Genomic DNA, 18,864 nt, shown 5'->3' on the forward strand with positions numbered 1-18,864 from the left:
GGGGCTTCTTGAACTGGACATTATCTAACTTCAGAAGTTATACGCTTATCTCACAAAGAAACAGCAGCCTGCCTTTAATGGCAGTGCTGCTGTTTTATTATGCGCTAGCCGTGCGTTTGAACGTATTTAGAGAGACCTTCCTCAAAATCCCTGGTCATGAGCGGCTTATGTATATAGAAGCCCTGTGCATAATGGCATTTCAATTCCTTTAAGAGCTCAATCTGCTCCAGTGTTTCCACCCCTTCAGCCACCACCTTAACGGAAAGTCCATGTCCCATGGTGATGATGGCTTTTACAATGGCAACATCAGATGTATTTAGTCGAAGGTTATTGATAAACGACCGGTCGATCTTTAATGTATTGATTGGAAGGTCCTTTAAATAACTTAAAGAAGAATATCCGGTTCCAAAATCATCAATGGAAACCTTGACGCCGATATCCTGCAGAGACTGCATAACTTGTATACTATACTCAACATTCCTCAGCATCGTGCTTTCCGTAAGCTCCAATGTTAAATATTGCGGCTCCATACCGGAAAGCTCCAATGCCAACTTAACTTCCTGAAGAAATCCCGGCTGCTGGAATTGATAGGCTGACACATTCACAGAAATGGATAGAGATTCATAGCCGAGCATTTGCCAGCGCCTGTTTTGCTGACAAGCCGACCTCAATACCCAGCCGCCAATATCCGCAATGAGACCAGTTTCTTCTGCAAGAGGAATAAATTCACCGGGTGAAACTAGGCCAAGTTTCGGATGATTCCAGCGGATCAGGGCTTCGCTTCCGTATAAATTCCCTGTTTCAAGGTCTATTAATGGCTGATAGCATAAATAAAACTCATTTTTCTGCAAAGCTTTTCTTAAGTAGCTTTCAAGCTCAAGTCTGACCATTGCCTGTTGGTTCATTTCCATTGAGAAAAACGTGACCTTGTTTCCTCCCTGCAACTTGGAGCGATTCGTGGCAATATCCGCATTTTTCAGCAGTATGTGCTCATCCGATCCATCGTCCGGGTATAGGCTTACACCAATACTCGCAGTAACAATAAACTCCTGATCCGACTGAAATAAAGGATGGGATATTTCCTCTAATATTTTTTTGGAGGCTTTCATAACTTTTTCTATGGTTGCTTCCCTCGATAATACCAGATTAAACTTATCCCCGCTGAACCTTCCCAAATAAGAACCGGAAGGTAAAACCCTCTCAATTCTTTCGGAAATTTCCTTTAACACCATATCCCCTGCAAAGTGCCCGAGACTGTCATTTATGATTTTAAAGCGGTCAATATCAATAGAAAGAACAGCAATTTTCTTCTGTTTCTTCCTGGCTCTCTTTAATTGCATTTCCAATTGTTCTGTAAACTTCATTCTGTTTGGCAGCCCTGTATCCCGGTCAAAAAAAGCCAGTTCTGTTATCTTCTCTTCAATTTTTTTCTGTTCTGTAATATTTCTGCCGATTCCATAAATGCCTACACATTCCCCATTAACCGTAATCGGAATATTTTTCAGCTGAAAGAGATTTGTCTCGCCGGTTTTTGAATCAATATAAACGTTGTAATATTGCTCCTTTCCTCTTAATGCCCGATAAAAGTGCATCCGGACCCTTTGTACATCCATATCACTCACATAGGTAAGAGCTGTTTTTCCGATTATTTCTTCCCGGCTGTACCCGAAGGTTTTCTCAAATGCCGGGTTAACACTTGTGAAATTCCCCTTCAGGTCAGTTGAATAAACAAAGTCTGCATTATTATCAAATAGAGATTTATAATATTGTTCTGACATTTTAAGACTGCTGTTTAATGCTTTAATATCATCCTGAGAAGCATGCATTAAATGAGTTAAAGAAGTAATCGTTTTAAATTGGGCGGTTTTTTCATAAACAAATTCATTCTGTTTTTTCTTCTTTGATTCAGCACTATCTTCTGATAGAGCAAGGTATGTAAGAGAATGTCCTACCATTTGCGGAAGTCCGCCTTTACGGCAGGAAATCTCACCATAAGAGAAGAAGCCGTTCGCCGGCGCTATTCCCTGGAACATTGCCAGTTCTTTTTCTGTAAAATCTCTTGCAAATTGTTTCCTGGCCATGCAATTGTATATAAATATGCTTTCAGGAGAAACTTGATCAAGCTCTTTTAATTCTTGTAAAGACCGTTCAATAATGTCCTCCAGATTTGCATAAGCAAACGTAAGTGTGTCTCCTTCTTCAACTCTTCTGTTTACTTTAATTGCACCATTTTCAAGTAATTTTATAATAAAAACGGATACTTTTTCCCCGCGGTACTGTAACAGGAAAGGGAATTCAGTACCTGATTTCGGCAGTTCCTTAATAAAAGACTCTCCCAAATAGCGTTTTAGAATAGTTAACGGCCTTTTATGGTCCAGGGAATAGATGATAGATCCTTCTGCCTTTGTGACAGTAAAGCTTTTTCCAATCTCCTGCCACTGATAATTCTCAAAATGACGCACCCAAAGATGGCCGCTTTGAAGGGCAACTGCCGCAAGCCCATCGCTGGTGATTCCATGTTGAGTAAAAGAAAAACCCTCCTGGAATAAACCATTATCTCCGGCAAGTCCGCCGGAAATCACCATATCGGGCTGAGTTTCATTTATTCCCTCCAGCAGGTCAGTGGAATCGACATCAAACCCTGCAGGAAAGATAATTACAGCTTCTGTATTGAAGAGAGCAAGTTCCTGTGCCAGGGTTTTGCCCATTTCATAACTGTCCTTAAAATCGCTCCTGTTTAACAGGAAAGATTTTAATTCCGTTTTTTCGAAAACAGTAAAGCAAATGATTGTTTGTTTCTCCGTAATGAGCCCTTCATGAATTTCACCTGAAGTTGAACAGCCTGCTATATGTGCAAAGGGAAGCTTATCTGCCAGTTCTTCTTGAAGTTTCGCGATAAATTGGCTCTCAGGAGTTCCTGTAAAAACCTGCACAAGTAAATTCGGGTATTCCGTCAATTCATTCAAGTCTATAAATTTATTAAGCTCGCTATTATTTTTATATAAACATGTAATCGTCTGTGCCATAAAAACCCACCATCATAGTAAGATCATTAGACCCGCTGATAGGATTGCTCCTTGTACAGCAAAGGCTCCAGTTTCTAATTTTTTTATCATATAGTTAGCTATAGTTTTAAATTACCATATTTAGTGAAGTCATGACATGACAAAATTAGAAAAAGCTGCCTTTTCGGCAGCCTTTTCTATAAATATCCATATTTACGTCATAAATGTTAATGGCAATTTTACAAAGCCTAAATATAGAACCAGGATTAGTGCAACAATGAACTGTCCCCATAAAATAGAAGTCTTTTTTCCTTTGACAGTGCGGATGATAATCATTTCAAACATAGCAATTACCCAAATGCCTACTAATGACTTCAACACATAAAGAAGGTCGATGCTGTTAAGGCTGCTTAAAATCCAAATCCCTGTTCCAATGATCAGCAGATAAAATAATCTCAAGACCATGTGAACCACTTTTAAACCTTTTTGTTTGCCGCTTTTATGCATTATAAGGGCAATAATAAATAAAACAAGTGCCAAAAACCATGTTGTTATATGGGCATGTATCATTCCAGTGCCTCCTAATGTAAAATTCGATATCATCATACCATATTGGCTATGAAATTCCTAAAGTTAAGATGCAAAAAAGATTGTATAAGGGCAACTTTGTGAACTATTTATGGCAAAGTGTGATATATCTCATTGACAAATTAATACTAAAAAGCCTGTGTATGTGTACACAGGCCATCTTTCATTTTATTTCTCTATAAAATTTGTCAGAGTTCCTATATTTTCTACTGTAATTTCCACTTTATCTCCCGGCTTAAGAAAGCGCGGAGGCTTAAAGCCCTTACCTACCCCGGCAGGAGTTCCAGTAGCGATAATATCTCCTGGCTCAAGTGTCATGCCCTTTGACAGAACCGAGATGATTTCATCGATTGGAAAGATAAAGTTTTCAGTATTTGAACTTTGTCTCAGCTCTCCATTTACCTTTGTTTGAATGTCAAGCTGATTCGGGTTTTCAACAGCAGAGGCATGGACAATCCATGGACCCATCGGGCACGTGGCATCCAGGCTTTTACCGATAAAAAATTGCTTATGGCGAGACTGCAGATCCCTTGCTGTCACATCATTAATAATCGTATAGCCAAAAATGTGTTCCGATGCTTTTTCCTTTGGAATCGCCCGTCCTTTTTTTCCGATTACAACGGCAAGCTCTCCCTCATAATCAAGCTCTGCAGTGACATTCTTGTGATTTAAGACTGTTGCATCAGGTCCTATGACCGTTGTAGGCGATTTTGTAAAGACCATTATGTGCTCGGGAATGTCTTCTTTGCTTCCCATCTCAATGGCATGCTCGGCATAATTCTTGCCTACACAAAAGATGTTCTTATCCGGACGTGGAATCGGCGCTTCCAATGCAACGGAAGCGAGCGGGCGAAAGAGTTCCTCCCTTGCAGGATAGCTGCTTAGCCAATCTGTTAAACTATTTACTTTATCAATGAACTTATCCCCTAAAGAAATACATTCCTTCAAAGTCGCAGGCAAGTCACTTTTGCCTTCCATTTTTTCTAAAGCTGCTTTTAGCGGAAGCACCTTTGTCCCGGTCTCGTCCAGTAAACCAGCCCTGCTTCCTGTGCTATCCTTAAAAGTAACAAATTTCAATCCTATCACCTCATTCTATTATTCACTTTTTTAGTATAATATAAATTTTCAGATTTTTGGACAATTTTAACCCTTTCTCTTCCAATTAGGGATCTTCAAATAAGTGAAGCTCCTCCAGAGCCATTCGACCGGTCCATAATAATAGCGGACAATCCAGAAACGGCTGATGATGACCTGGAAAGCGAAGATGAACATAACTAAAAGTGTCCCCCAAAATGCAGAGACCTTCCCATAGAAGCCTAATCCATAACTGTAAAAAATAAAAGTCGAGATAATGGACTGGAAAAGATAATTTGAGAGCGACAGTTTCCCAACATATGAGAGCGGCAGCAGGAATCCTGGTCCCTGACTATTTTTCATCACCACCGGTATCCCTAAACCATAAGCAATAGCCAGCAGCGGACCTCCAAATATGTCCTGCATGTAATCCAGTCCCAGGTTGCTTTCCGTTATGTAAGGCAGCAATTTGAACAATAACCCTCCAGCCAAAGAAACCAGCATAATTTTCATGAGGATTGCCCTGTTTTTTTCTGGCTCCTCAAGCCATCGCAGCTTGGCTGCTCCTCCACCTATTAAAAACAAAGGAAAAATAGATGCCAGCATGATAGGCAGTGAAGCAAGATTATTAACACCTGACCAATCCTGGATACGCTGTGAGGTAATCTCGGAAAAGCTTCCATTTTGATAGGCCTGTAAAGAAGCTAATGCGGCTTCCTTGTCATAGATTGACAGCTCTTCAGGAGGAATAACCAGAGCTGTTGCAAATAACAATAGAACAAATAGCAGATTGGGAATGATATAAAGCAATATTCCAGTTAAAAGCATATTTTTTCCGGACAATTTTACAAACAATAAAAAGATAAAGCCAAAGATTGCATAGTTTATTAAAATATCCCCATGCCATATAAGAAAAGCGTGAATGATGCCTATCAGCAGCAAAAGGGAAAATCTCCTTGCAGCCATTCCTCCAAAATCAAGGCCTTTGGCCATTGCACTCTCCCTTAGAATGACTAACCCGTACCCGAACAGAATTGAAAACAAAGGATAGAAGCTTGCCTGCACAAAGATATCGATAAACGCATAAGCCCCTTTATCCGCCGGACTGTCCCACCATACAAAAGGATCAATGTACAGATATGGTGAATGGAAGGATAGCATATTAACTAAAAAAATCCCTAGAATTGCAAATCCTCTCATAATATCCAGCGAAATTATCCGATCCTTCTCCAGAACCGGGCTGACTTGCCTGTCCATAAAGTGCCTCCTTCTTTGTAAAGAAAATCTAACCTTAATGATAGAGAGCTGGAATCTGCTTGTCCAGAATAGAAATGCTCCAGCGCATGTAACTGGGCGCTGGAGCTGGATAGCAATCAACATTTGAAAAATCCCGCTTTTATTTAATTAACAAAACGGCCTGTTTTCCCTTTTGACTCCCAGTAGTTGTTCCGAAGGTGGATTTTTTGAATTTTCCCTGAGGCCGTTTTCGGCAGCTCTTCGACAAAAGTGACTCCTGTTACAGCTTTAAAGTGGGCAAGCTTCTCCCTGGTAAAACTGATAATCTCCTGCTCAGTCAATGTTTTCCCATTACGCAGGACTACAAAGGCATGCGGGGTTTCCCCCCACTTTTCGTGGGGCACAGCTATAACAGCAGCTTCCAGTATTGCAGGATGCTCATATAAAGCCCCTTCTATTTCTATGGATGAGATGTTTTCTCCGCCGCTGATAATGATATCCTTTTTACGGTCAACAATATCGATATTGCCATATTCATCAACATTTGCCATATCACCTGTATGAAGCCATCCGTCCCGAATAGCTTCCATCGTTGCTTCTTCATTTTTCCAATAGCCCTTCATGACTCCGTTGCTGCGGACAATTACCTCACCGATTTCAATGCCATTTTGGGCCACTTCTTCACCATGTTCATTGATTACCTTGACTTCACAGCCTATCATCTGATGTCCTGCCTTCGCTTTCATCCGGTACTGCTGGTTAAGCGGAAGTTCCTGAAGGTGAGAACGGATTGTCGATACTGTGCTTAGCGGAGATGATTCGGTCATGCCATATACCTGTATGAACTCCCATCCAAGCTCCTTCTCCACTCTTGTTACAAAGGCTGGCGGAGGAGCCGAACCAGCAATAACAACCCTGACATCCTGCTCAACTGATGGAACAAATTGTTCATAATGCTGCATCAGCGAATTCAGTACAGTAGGGGCCATATGCATGACTGATACTTTATGTTCCTGAAGGGCGTCAAATATCTTTTCCGGTGTGGCTTTTCTTAAACACACCTGAGAAGCGCCATTTGCCGTGTAATAAAAAGGCGAACCCCATCCATTCACATGGAACATCGGCAGGACATGCAGCAATACATCCTGATCGCTGACCCTCAAATGATGCATAGTTGACAATGCATGCAGGTAATTATTGCGATGGGTCAGCATGACACCTTTCGGGTTGCCTGTTGTACCGCTTGTATACAAAAGGCTGCATACGTCATTTTCGTCGAGGACTTCCCTTTGATATGGACTGCTGTCCTGGCTGCTGAGCCATGAATCATAATCGGTTTCTTCTGTATCTTCCTCTTTATAATGCACGATGATTTTTTCCACAGTTTTCAGCTGATCTTTTACAGGAAGTATAAGATGATAAAGGTCCTGATCTACAAACAGGATCTTTGATTCGCTGTGATTTAATATAAATAAATAGTCTTCCGGCTTCAGCCTGATATTTAGAGGAACCATTATTCCGCCCAGCTGAAAAACCCCATAAAACCCCTCCAGCATTTCAACAGAATTAGGTGCCAGGTAAGCAATCCTGTCCCCTTTTTGAATACCTGAAGCCCTTAGTCCATAAGAGAGCTGGTTAACTCTCGCGTTCAATTCTTCATATGTAAAAACCCGGTCATCAGCAAAGATTGCCTTTTTATTACCGTAAAGGGACACAGCACGATCTAAAAACTGTGAAAGTATTAATGGAACATTCATTTTGAAGCACCTCACTGAAAATTTTGTTAATTTTATATTTTCTATATTATCACAAAAGTTAAAACAGTTTCACGCCAAATTTGTCTGTTATATAACATTTTATCGTCCTTAAATTAACGAACAACTGAGATATTATTGGGCTGATTAATCACATTCAGCGTTTAGGCACATACGATATACAAGAAATCATTTAAAAGGATGTTATGTATGCCAGCTATTGTGGGAGTCGCACAGGTCATATCGATCGGGAGCAGTTCTGTCTTCAATATCGGGGACGTATATAAAATCATGCCAGTTTCGAACGCTAAGACCTTTTCAGGTGCCGGATCATTTAATACTGGGGATGGACTGAATGTTTACAATCAACGGAGCTCAACAAACACTTATGATTGTGATGGCGTGGATCAGGGCAATTATTTCAATGCTTAAAATGGGTGATACTATGAATTTCTATATACAGCAATCCATTCATATTCATTTTATAAAGATCGGCGGGATTACAAACTCTTCCGTCATGCAGATTGGAAGTGCAGGCATTATAAAGCCGGCTTCTTATTTGTATAACACTGGCGGCTTTACCGAGCCTGCACCTGAGGCGGAAGCTCCGGCGCCTGCGGGGCCAGCAGGGGGGAGTGTTTTTCTGGGGCCAGCTGTACCTCTGACAAGAGTACAGAAACGATAAGTTTCATTTTTAATAAAGCGAGGTGGTGCGCTTGAATCAGCAATTAAATGCCTATCTTCAGCAATTGCATGCTTTTGTAGAGGCACAGGAAAAACGAATACGCAGCCTGGAAGCAGCGGTCAACAAACTTCAGGAAGAGACTGAAGTCCTGAAAAGCCGTCCGCCGATGCAGGTCGATCGAATTGAATATAAATTCGACCAGCTTAAGGTAGAGTCTCTTGAAGGAACTTTAAATATTGGCTTGAATCCTTCTGAGCTGCAAAACATTGAAGATTTTGCCGTAGATAACAAAAACATTAAAGCACCTGTTTCGCCTAAAACCCAGATGAAGAGAACGATGGAAATTGAAGACACTATTTATCAGTATTTAGAACGGGAACTTCCGGAAATTACAGCTTCTGCCCAGAAGAAATTAAATGTTAATGTGGATGACTCGTATATTGGATTTATCAAAGAAGATATCAAAAAGCAGCTTCCTAACCGAATTGAGTACTATATCCAGCAGCAGGCATCGAATCGCTCAGGGCAGGAAAATGATAACGAAGAGATTATAGAGCTGATAAAGAAGGAAATTTACAATGGGGTCTATGCCTTTATCTCGCACTTGCCGGAGAATATGAAGGGAATGAATAAAGAATGAATTATCAGGTATATAACAGAGATCTGTGCGTTGGGAGCATAAGAGTGCTGGGTGTATCCAGTTCATCTGTTTTAATGGTGGGAGATACGCAAACGATCCAGCTGGCAGCCACTTTTGATACACCTCCTGAGTCACTTCTAATAGGGCCATTTGTGCCGCTGACACCGGAGTAAGCTGCCTATGCTGCAAAGAACTTCATCTGTTGATAGGATCCATATTGACACCATTGCCTTTTCTTCTGTATTTGAAATCGGGGACTCATGCTTTATTAAAGGATTCTCAAGAGCGATTGCTGATCAGCGAGAAGTTGAGTATTTTAACGCCAAGGAAGGGAATTTTTCAGTCTATCCTGTATTCAGTGAGCCCATCCCTTTAATCCCAATTGAAGAAGACATAACTATGCAGACAACACAGCTCAATCCGATCATTCGGGTTCAGAACATTGATATTATCGGGGTTTCCTCCTCCTCTGTCATCCATATCGGGAACAGTGGAAACATTTCAATGGAAGCCCGGGTCAAGCATATCCGTCAGATTTACCCAAAAAACAGCAGAACTCAAGGGTGAAAATTTTTCAAAAAGGATGTTTTACATGCCAGCTATAATCGGACCTGTACAAATCATTAATGTCAGCGGTGGAATTGTTCAATTCGGAGACTCCCTTTATATCTCTCCTAAAAACAATTCCAAATCAACAACCGGACAGGGTGCCGCTAACACAGGCGGCTTTGTCATTACAAACAATGGCCTTAGCGCCAGTAACGTACTGGATACCAGTCTGGTTGATCAGCCAAATGTCGGCAATAACTAATTGAATGAGAGTATAATGGACGATAGCACCTTCGTTATCGTCCTTTTGATTTCCGTTCATTCGACTTCCTTGCTTTTGTCAGCTTAGATGAAGGCTGTTTTCTGATCCATTGCAAATATCTTCGGATTTTATCATCCTGCTGCAATAACTGGATTGTATTCAGCCGTACAGCCAGCTCTGTATTCGTATATAAAGCATGAATCTGCTTATGGCAGGGTATGCATAATTTAGCGGTTGGAAGGAAGGTGCCCCCCATTTCTTTCGGTGTTAAATGGTGGACTGTTATATCAGTATCCCCCCTTAGGCATAATTCGCAGGTTCCGGTTTCTGTTTGCTTTTTTCCCATAGTAAGCCTCCTTTATATTTACAATACCCTTTATTTTGGGGTGGTAGTAATACGCGTAATCCTCCTCTTTGTGCTAGGGGATGATTCGTTTGTTCGCGGGAATTCTCTGGATGGGCGCGCAATAATGACCCTCCTGGACATACACAAAAGCCGGCAAGTCCCCTTGCCGGCTTTTCCTATAATTTAATTGTATGAGCTCCGTCAAAGAAAAACAGGTATCTTTCATTGACTTCCCTTTTTAAAATCTGTTCCAATGCTCTGGTGTACATATCAATTTGAACTTTGTACCTGTTTTCGAGAACCGGTTTGGCTTCAGCAAACCCTCCCTTAAAACGGCCGCTGATTCCATCCGTTTTATAATCCAGAAGCACCAACCCATGCTCATCTTCGAATACACAGTCCACAATCCCCTGAATGAGAACCGGTTCATCTTCACCCTGCCAATCAGAATAAATCTCCCGGGCAGGGAAAGATAAACTGAATGGTATTTCTCTGCGTACTGATTTAGCCTGAACCATTCTTTGTCCCAGTTCAGTTTCGAAAAATTGCACAATCAACTGTGGCTCAATACTGGCACACTGCTCTTCCGTGAGCAATTCTTTCCTGACCATCTCATCCATTTTGGAGGATATCGTTTCCACTGTTGCAGTCCTGCTGAAATCAATATGCTGCATGACAGCGTGCATAGCAGTACCCCGTTCAGCTGGAGAAAGTGATTTTTCCTGCATAAAGCGAGGCCGGCTGAGCATCGGTTTACTGATTTTACGGATTAATTCAGTACCGCTGTCTTCTTCTGAAAAAATCTCCCGCTGCCTCTTCACTTCCGAAACGGATTGTTTAGATCTAGCTTGAGCTGCCTGCTTAAAGGAATATTTCCAGGAAAGCTGTTCCTGAACTTTATCCCTATAAGCCGATTCTGCCGGAACTGTTTTTCCTTCATAAACCAATTTCAGCAAATCCGTTTCACCCTCATTGGCTTCTTCCGAAAGATTTTCAGCTTCTTCGCTTTTAATTATGGTTACATTCCAGCAGGAAGGGTGTTCAAGTATATCACCCGGGACGAGAGGGTGCACCGGCACTTCCCCTCTCAATGCCTCACACTCTCGATGCCGGACAAGTGCTGGGCCAATCCAGTCCAGATAACTGTTTGCAGAAGCCCTGTCATACTCATTCAGGAGCCAGTCTTTATGTTCGGATGCCTGCAGCCACTTATTTAATTTTTTATCTGCAATCTTGACAGACGAAACCAGGTACAGCTTTTCCTTCGCCCTCGTTAAAGCAACATATAGAACCCGCATTTCTTCAGCCAGCATTTCCATTTTCTTTTTTCGTTTAAAAGCAATTTGCGGCAAAGAGGGATACGAAATTCTCTTCTCGGCATTTACATATTTTGCAGCGAATCCAAATTCCTTATCAAGCATATATGGCTTTTTCAAGTCCATTGTATTAAAGCTGCGGGCAAGCCCTGCAATAAAAACAAAAGGAAATTCCAGACCTTTGCTGCTGTGGATCGTCATAAGGCGGACAACATCTTCCTGCTCACCCAAAGCGCGGGCAGCACCAAGATCATCGCCTCTGTCCCGCATTCGTTCAATAAACCTTAAAAAGCGGAATAATCCTCTGAATGAGGTTGCTTCATACTGTCTGGCTCTGTCGTACAATGCCCGAAGATTTGCCTGCCTCTGTTTTCCGCCAGGCATACCGCCGACAAAATCATAAAATCTGGTTTCTCTATAGAGATGCCAGATCAGCTCGGAAAGGGAGCCTTGGCGCGCCATTATACGCCATTCTTCAAGAGCGTCAAAAAATGGCCGGACCTTTTCATATAAATCTCCCGTTTCAAGGGTAGGGTGATTCCTGCAAAAAGAAGTTAATGCTTCATAGAATGAACCCCTTTTATTATGGATTCTGATTTGTGCAAGCTCTTCTTCGGTCAGATCCAAAATAGGAGATCTTAGAACCGATGCCAGCGGAATATCCTGATACGGATTATCTATCACTTTTAGAAGTGACATCATAATCGCTACTTCTGTTGCTTCAAAATAACCGCTGGAAAGATTGGCATAGACAGGGATTCCCTGCTGTTTGAATTCCTCCATAATCTGCGGTGCCCATGTCATGGAACGAAGCAGGATGACAATATCCCTGTACTTGGCAGGCCGTCCGGAATGAGTCTTTGTGTTGTAAACTTCTTTCCGATTCCCAATGATTTCTTTTATTTTTGACGCCATATATCTGGCTTCGAGCTGTGACTGGGCTAAATCTTCGCTTTCAAAACCCTCATCCATGGATTCAGGCTCTGGTTCACTCTTTTCACTTCCTTCAAGGTCAATAATAGCAAGCTCAACTGGCTGCTCCTGATCCTCTGAATAGGGAGCTCCTTTAATAAGTTCAGCCGCCTCGTCATACTCAATTTCACCGACAGACGTCCCCATAATCTGCTTAAAGATATAGTTGGTCCCATGCAGAACTTCTTTACGGCTTCTGAAATTTCGCGCCAGATCAATTCTGAGCCCTGCTCTTTCTCCATCCCGGTCAAACCGCGTGTACTTGCCCAGAAACAGATTAGGCTCTGCAAGGCGGAAACGGTAGATCGACTGCTTAACATCCCCTACCATGAATAAATTCCCGTTCTCTTCTGAATCTGCCGTTACCAGCTGCAAAATAGCTTCCTGAACCATGTTGGTATCCTGATACTCATCAACCAGAACTTCTTTGAACTGATTTCTGCAAACAAGAGCCGCTTCTGAAGGCAAAAGCCTTCCCTCCTCATCTGATGATGAAAGAATTTCAAGGCAATAATGTTCAAGATCAGCAAAGTCAACAAGCCCTTTTTCAGTTTTAACCTGATCAAAGCGAATGGAAAATACTTTAACTAACGAAACAAGCTCTTCGATATGAGGCTTCATTTCCGCCATATCACGCATGAAGCTTTCCTGCCTGCGGAAAAACAGTTCTTCCTGCAGGCCGGTTATGATTTTTTTGGCCTGATCTCTAAGTTTTTTTGCTTTTTCGACCAGTCCTTCATCATATTCATCACCCTTACACGTTTTAGCTCTGCCAAAAGACCATGATTGCATCGCTTCATACAGCATCGTCCATGAATCATTTTTCGCTTCAATTAGTGTATTTACAACGTGCAGATCTGCGATAAAGTTCTCAGCTCTCGGAGCCGGTCCCCCTGGAAGCTTGGTCAGCTCAAGCCCATATTCAAGCAGCTGTTTGGCTCCTTTCAGTTGAAGATCAATATCCTCCAAAAGTGAACAGACAAATGGAAGCTGCTCAAGACTGCTGACTCCGTCCACACTATACATTTCAACTATTGAATCAAGATATTGATCAGGTGAAGGGTTGGAACGGGCAAAATCGTATAAGTCCCTTATTATATCCTGAAGAGCAGTGTCACTTCTGTCATTTGTAAAAGTGTCAACAAGTGCAAAGAATCCTTCATTCCCCTCTTTGCCATATTCCTCTTCAAAAAGCTCTTCGAGTACTTCATCCCTCAAAAGCTGTGCTTCAGTTTCATCAGCGATCCGAAACCCCGGATCAATATCGGTCATGTAGTAATATTTGCGTATCATCTCTAAGCAAAATGAGTGCAAAGTCGAGATCGATGCCCTGTTTAATAAGCTTACCTGCTTTCTGAGGTGAGCAGACCGCGGATTATCATTAATAGCTTTTTCAAGAGCCTCCCCGATTCTGTGCCTCATTTCTGCTGCCGAGGCATTTGTGAAGGTCACAACAAGCAGTTCATCGACATTGATAGGATTTTCAACAGCGATAATCTTATTGATAATCCTTTCAACCAAAACAGCAGTTTTCCCTGATCCGGCTGCTGCAGCCACCAGGATATCCTGGCCCTTGGCCATAATCGCTTTCCATTGGTCATCAGTCCAGGTTGCACCTTCCGGCTTAGGCGGTATAGTCATTTTCATCTCCCTCCACCTCCTTCTTGATGATTTCAATCATGTCTTCTTTTGGCTTAGGAGTAAATAATCTGTAATCATTTGACTCAAGAGATTCATCAAATTGGCATACAGATTTATAGGCACAAAATGTACATGGTGTTTTTTCCTTCATTTTATATGGGGCAATTTCAACATTGCCCTCTGTAATCTTATTGCCTGTATTCCTATACATCTTTCTTACATACCGGCGCAAGTAATCAAACTCCTGCTTGCTTGCCACTTTAGACCGCTTCGAAAGAGTGCCGTCCTTTTTGAACCCGGCTGAGATAATGGATGAGTCGCCCGTCTCAAGAGTCTGGTCCATTAACCTGATCACATTTTCATCTCCAAGCAGCAGGCCATTCATTTTGAATTTCTTATAGATTTCCTGCTCGATATCCTCCAATGTCAGCATTTTTGAAGTGCTGACGATTGGATTATGGACATGGAAGTAAAGGACTCCTGCCGGATCGGCTTTTGTTCCAATTAAAGAGCCGGAATGGGCAATTATGATGTCCAGATATGTCAGCATCTGCAGAGCAATGCCATAGTAAACCTCACTTACGTTCAGATCCTTGGAGCTGGATTTATAGTCTATTACCCGTAAAAATGTCCCGTTTGCATCCTGAGCCTTGTCTACTCTGTCAATTCTTCCGACAAGCTCCATTTTAGCCCCGTTTTTAAGAGGAAAAGCAAGCGAAGGAAGCTCTCCTTTCGGACCAAACCCCAATTCAAGGCCCACAGGCGAGAATCCGCTTGATTTGGCATGCTCGCTGATGACATAAGAAGCCCTGCTGATAATTTGCTCAAGCTTTCTCTTAATATAGTGATGCCTGTTCGAGCTTAAGAGAATTTCATTTTGAAGTTTAGGAGCAAGCATTTCAACTGCTTCTTTTGCAAGGATCTCACACTGTTCCCTCGTCATATCTGTCCATGAAAGTTTCTGTGTCATAACTGTTTCTGCAATAAATTTTAAAGCAGCATGGAAAAGATCCCCGATATCCGGTGCTTCCAGGCGGTATACCTGTCTTTCCCGCAGCCTTAGTCCATGCTGCGCAAAATGAGAGAATGGACAGCTATGGAATAATTCCATTCTGGAAACACTCGCCTGAATATGGTCGCCATACAATTCCTTACTGACGTCTTCGCCAAGCTGAAGTGTCCTGTTTTCATAATTAAGGCTGGAAAGCACCTTCAATGCAGGCCTTCTCCACTGCCCATTTTTCAGGTAATAGTTATAAACATCCCACCAGAGGTCATAGATTGGATAGCTGCGTTTTTTGAGCTGAAGCTGCGAAGTCAAATATGATAATGCTGTATTAAGGTTATCCGCATACTCCAGCTGCTCCCTTTCCGGCAGTTCTGCCGGATCAGACATGAAGGAATGGTGCCTGCAATCAGGAAATAAATCCCCCAATCTCTTAATATAAAGAGAAGGCATAAGTGCTTTACCTTCTTCATTTGCCAGTGGATAACTGATAAAAAGTTTTTCTGATGGAGTAACAAACGCTTTATAAGCTATAAATTCTTCATCAAGCAGACGTGTGCGGCTTCCTGGCGCCAGTTTCATTCCGTTCGTGTTCAGTATTTCCCTGTCGTCATCTGCCAGCACACCATCCTCCGAGAATTTGGCAGGAAGAACTCCCTCATTCAGCCCAATGACAAAGGCAGCTTTAATATCGGTTAGCCTTGATCTTTCCAAATCGGCCGCCATGACCTGATCGATGGCAGGCGGAACAAGCGTAAAGCGAAGCGACTCCAGTCCGGCATCAAGAATGGAAGCAAAACGCTTAAGTGTCACTTCTTCTTCACCAAGCATTTCCACATATTGATCCAGAAGCTCCATAATGGCATTCCATGCTTGTCCATGTTCCCTGGACTTAACAAGGTTCCCTTTCTCCTCCTGGGCAGTTTTCCACTTTTCAATCTTCACAGGCACATCCAATTCTTCCATGTATAAAAATAAAGCTTCACAAAAGCCGCGGCCATCAGCAGCCTTTCTTAAGCGTCTGTGCAGTCTTAATATTGGGCCTGTAATCATTTCGCGCAAATCATTTAACTCATCTTCTTCTTTTTTCTCGGCATCAGTCTGGGCAACTGCTTCAAACTCTAGCCCCCTGATTCTTCTGTAAATCCATCTCTTCTTCTTCGTCCATTTGTCTCCTTGAATGCCATAGGCAAGAACATAGTTCTCAAGTCTGTCCATTTGCTCACGAAGCTTCCCGGGGTTTAACCTTGATGGAAAAATCAGCTCTGTTTTTATAGCTCTGAAAATCGGTTCATAGCGCCAATTCCCATTGATAATTTCCAGGGTTGACCGAATTAACTCAACGAGGGGGTGATTCAGCATGGTTCTTTTCTGGTCAATAAAAAATGGGATATCATAGTCACGGAACACCGTTTCAATCATGTCATGATAATCCTGGCCGTTTCTTGCAAGTACGGCAATATCACGGTAGCGGTAGCCATCTGTGCGAACAAGCTTATTTATTTTTCTGGCAACACCCTCAATTTCGGCCCTCCTGCTGACAGCCTGTCCAATGTGAATGTCCGCTTCCCCTGGAAGTGCCTCTGCAGGCCTGCTGTCAAAATGTGCCTCAAGATGCTTAAGTGAAGGGTTGCACCACCTTTTTTGTTCGGAAAGGAGTATTTCATCCACATCCAGCCTGTTGCGGGAAGCCATTTCTTTGATTGTCTGATAGTTTTCTCCCGGCATTCTGAATAAATGAAGCTCATCAGAAGCATTATTCTTAAACGGCTGGTCAAGTGTTAATGTGATTGTGACGTTTTTACACTGCTTCATCAGCTGTTCAACAATTGCATATTCCTGTGGTGTAAAGCTGTAAAAGCCATCTATATAAACCTCGGCATTTTTCAGATACTCTGAATGGGAGGCTTTTTCCGAAAGCAGGCGGAAATAATCCTCTGAATCTGTATATTTGCCAGATAGGGATTCCTCGAAATTTTTATAGATTATCTCAAGGTCATGCAGCTTGTCCTGGAGTGCCTTATTTGACTTCCCGCTTGCCGAGAGCTGATTTTGCCTTTCCGCCAGTTCATCGGGAGCTACACAATAACGTTTGAATTCGGTTATTATTTGTTCAACTTGCTGAATAAAGCCATTTTTGTCTGCAGCCCTTTGAAACAGCTTAAGATCATCCTTTTTATCTTCAATGATTTTGCGGATTAGCATGCTGATGCCTACACTATTAAGATGGTATCTGCTCATGCCTCCCGTTTCCTGAAGAATTCTCCAGGCAAGTCGCGTGAAGGAGTATACCTGGCTGCGGATCATTCCGCCAAGGCCAGGTGTTGTTATTAATTTATATTCTGAAAGGAACGTCATTTGTTCCGGCACTAAATAAATGATTGGATCTCCATCCGGATTAAACCGCAGTTCATCGCGGATTTCATTTAGGCAGTATTCCGTTTTGCCGCTCCCGGATCGGCCTATCAATAAACGTACGGTCATATTTTTCCTCCTTAAAAAAGCTCTCTTTCTATCATTATTTTATCATATAAGCTGTTCAATTTTTCGAATGGGGCTTTTCAAAATGGCGGAAGTGACAACTTTCCTCTATAGTGGTCAGTGCATAAAGTATAGTGGCAGGTGATATGGATGATTTCAAAACGGGTCTTGATTGCGACTTCAGTCATTTTGACAGTTACAGGCATTTTTGTTGCCAGCAATATTTATACACTGATTCCTATTTACGGGGAGATTGCAGACTCATATAAAGTAAATGAAAATCATATTGTGGCCGGGGGAAGTTTTTTTGCATTTTTTTATGCTGTTGGCCTGTTATACTTCGGACCTGCTTCCGATACATTTGGCAGACGCAGAATTATTATTTCAGGTTTGCTTGCTTCTGCTTTATCTACTTGTGCCGTCGGGCTTTCTCCTAATGCAGAGGCGCTCTATATTACCAGGTCGATTCAGGGAGTGACCCTTGGCAGTTTTGCTACTGTTGCCTTCGCTTATTCATTTGACCTTTTTCAGCCAAGGAGCCGTACGCTTCTGCTGGTTTTCATTAATACAGGATTTCTTGCTGCAGGCATACTTGGGCAGCTGATCAGTTCGGCAATTACTTTTTATTATAAATGGAACTATGTTTTTTATTTCTTTGCTGTTTGCTATTTCATCCTTTTCCTGGCCTCGTATAAAATACTTCCGTCAGTGTCTCGTCCGTTTAAAACAGAGACATCCACTGTTACTATTATGAAAAAACTAATAAGACAGGGAAGCCTGCTCAAATGTTACGCTATCACCTTTACTCTTCTGTTTTCCTTCGCAGCTTTTTATGATGCAATAGGCAGGAATTTCAGGGGAACTATGGAGGAATTGTTCACAATAAGGGCAGTGGGTTTGATTGGGGCACTTTTGTCACTCTTTACCGGAAAATTAATTGCGCGGATTGGGGCTTACTCCACATTGAAGCTTGGTTTGCTTTTGGGGACAGTCAGCATTATTAATATGTTTTTCTTCAGCAGCACGAATGCCCTGATGGCTATCTCCATCATGTTTGTGGCATCCATATCCCTTCTTGTACCCACTGTTATCACATTGATTGGCATGCTTGCAGGGGCTGACCGTGCAAAAGCCCTATCTCTCTATTCTTTTATACTATTAACCGGTGCAAGCTTTGCACCGCCAGCAGTAATGATTCTTCAATTTCATAATGTATTGTATTTGCTTCTTGCGTTTTCCCTTCTGAATTTCGTTTTCTGTTATATTCTTCCAAAAGAAGCTGCTTTTGATCTTCAGTCATAATAATAGG

At 42.1% G+C, this 18,864-nt stretch carries 15 protein-coding genes; 7 read left to right on the forward strand and 8 right to left on the reverse strand.

The window, feature by feature from the left end; all coding sequences use genetic code 11:
• Positions 1 to 104: 104 nt before the first annotated feature.
• From NYE23_RS14075 to NYE23_RS14095, 5 genes are all read right to left on the reverse strand, one after another.
• Entirely contained in the window at positions 105 to 3,026 is a 2,922-nt protein-coding gene (locus NYE23_RS14075) for an EAL domain-containing protein (RefSeq protein ID WP_341078763.1), read from the reverse strand.
• 192 nt (positions 3,027 to 3,218) lie between these two features.
• Entirely contained in the window at positions 3,219 to 3,575 is a 357-nt protein-coding gene (locus NYE23_RS14080; RefSeq protein WP_341078764.1) for a YisL family protein, read from the reverse strand.
• Between the two features lie 186 nt (positions 3,576 to 3,761).
• Entirely contained in the window at positions 3,762 to 4,670 is a 909-nt protein-coding gene (locus NYE23_RS14085; protein WP_341078766.1) for a fumarylacetoacetate hydrolase family protein, read from the reverse strand.
• Positions 4,671 to 4,736: 66 nt separating this feature from the next.
• Positions 4,737 to 5,924 carry a DUF418 domain-containing protein gene (locus NYE23_RS14090; RefSeq protein ID WP_341078767.1) on the reverse strand — a complete coding sequence of 396 codons (1,188 nt, stop codon included), beginning with the start codon at positions 5,922 to 5,924 and terminating at the stop codon, positions 4,737 to 4,739.
• A 143-nt stretch (positions 5,925 to 6,067) separates the two neighbouring features.
• Positions 6,068 to 7,660 (reverse strand): long-chain-fatty-acid--CoA ligase, encoded by a 1,593-nt coding sequence (locus NYE23_RS14095; RefSeq protein WP_341078769.1) that lies wholly within the window; start codon positions 7,658 to 7,660, stop codon positions 6,068 to 6,070.
• A 207-nt stretch (positions 7,661 to 7,867) separates the two neighbouring features.
• Here NYE23_RS14095 and NYE23_RS14100 point away from each other — a divergent pair, with 207 nt between their 5' ends.
• The 6 genes from NYE23_RS14100 to NYE23_RS14125 are packed head-to-tail and all read left to right on the forward strand — an operon-like array spanning position 7,868 to position 9,793.
• Positions 7,868 to 8,089, forward strand: coding sequence for a spore germination protein (locus tag NYE23_RS14100; protein ID WP_341078770.1), 222 nt, complete (start codon positions 7,868 to 7,870; stop codon positions 8,087 to 8,089).
• Positions 8,090 to 8,102: 13 nt separating this feature from the next.
• Complete coding sequence (locus tag NYE23_RS14105) at positions 8,103 to 8,342, forward strand: spore germination protein GerPB (RefSeq protein ID WP_341078772.1); 240 nt, start codon at positions 8,103 to 8,105, stop codon at positions 8,340 to 8,342.
• A 25-nt stretch (positions 8,343 to 8,367) separates the two neighbouring features.
• Complete coding sequence (gerPC, locus tag NYE23_RS14110; RefSeq protein ID WP_341078773.1) at positions 8,368 to 8,982, forward strand: spore germination protein GerPC; 615 nt, start codon at positions 8,368 to 8,370, stop codon at positions 8,980 to 8,982.
• Positions 8,979 to 9,155 carry a germination protein GerPD gene (locus NYE23_RS14115; RefSeq protein WP_009331284.1) on the forward strand — a complete coding sequence of 59 codons (177 nt, stop codon included), beginning with the start codon at positions 8,979 to 8,981 and terminating at the stop codon, positions 9,153 to 9,155. Before gerPC ends, NYE23_RS14115 begins: the two co-directional genes overlap by 4 nt.
• Positions 9,156 to 9,162: 7 nt before the next feature.
• Positions 9,163 to 9,549: a spore germination protein GerPE gene (locus tag NYE23_RS14120; protein ID WP_341078774.1), complete on the forward strand. Its 387-nt coding sequence runs from the start codon at positions 9,163 to 9,165 to the stop codon at positions 9,547 to 9,549.
• A 25-nt stretch (positions 9,550 to 9,574) separates the two neighbouring features.
• Complete coding sequence (locus NYE23_RS14125) at positions 9,575 to 9,793, forward strand: spore germination protein (protein WP_035327074.1); 219 nt, start codon at positions 9,575 to 9,577, stop codon at positions 9,791 to 9,793.
• Positions 9,794 to 9,827: 34 nt separating this feature from the next.
• Here the strand turns inward: NYE23_RS14125 and NYE23_RS14130 are convergent, their stop codons facing one another.
• The 3 genes from NYE23_RS14130 to addB form a co-directional block, all read right to left on the reverse strand.
• Positions 9,828 to 10,139, reverse strand: coding sequence for an HNH endonuclease (locus NYE23_RS14130; protein ID WP_341078776.1), 312 nt, complete (start codon positions 10,137 to 10,139; stop codon positions 9,828 to 9,830).
• Between the two features lie 176 nt (positions 10,140 to 10,315).
• Positions 10,316 to 14,074 carry a helicase-exonuclease AddAB subunit AddA gene (gene addA, locus NYE23_RS14135; RefSeq protein ID WP_341078777.1) on the reverse strand — a complete coding sequence of 1,253 codons (3,759 nt, stop codon included), beginning with the start codon at positions 14,072 to 14,074 and terminating at the stop codon, positions 10,316 to 10,318.
• On the reverse strand, positions 14,052 to 17,558 hold the full coding sequence (addB, locus tag NYE23_RS14140; RefSeq protein WP_341078778.1) for a helicase-exonuclease AddAB subunit AddB: 3,507 nt from the start codon (positions 17,556 to 17,558) through the stop codon (positions 14,052 to 14,054). Before addB ends, addA begins: the two co-directional genes overlap by 23 nt.
• Positions 17,559 to 17,705: 147 nt before the next feature.
• On the opposite strand from addB, the gene NYE23_RS14145 reads away from it, so the two are divergent.
• Positions 17,706 to 18,857 carry an MFS transporter gene (locus tag NYE23_RS14145; RefSeq protein ID WP_341078779.1) on the forward strand — a complete coding sequence of 384 codons (1,152 nt, stop codon included), beginning with the start codon at positions 17,706 to 17,708 and terminating at the stop codon, positions 18,855 to 18,857.
• Positions 18,858 to 18,864: the final 7 nt, after the last annotated feature.

Origin of the sequence: Cytobacillus sp. FSL H8-0458, from assembly GCF_038002165.1 — a bacterium.
Classification (GTDB): domain Bacteria; phylum Bacillota; class Bacilli; order Bacillales; family Cytobacillaceae; genus Cytobacillus.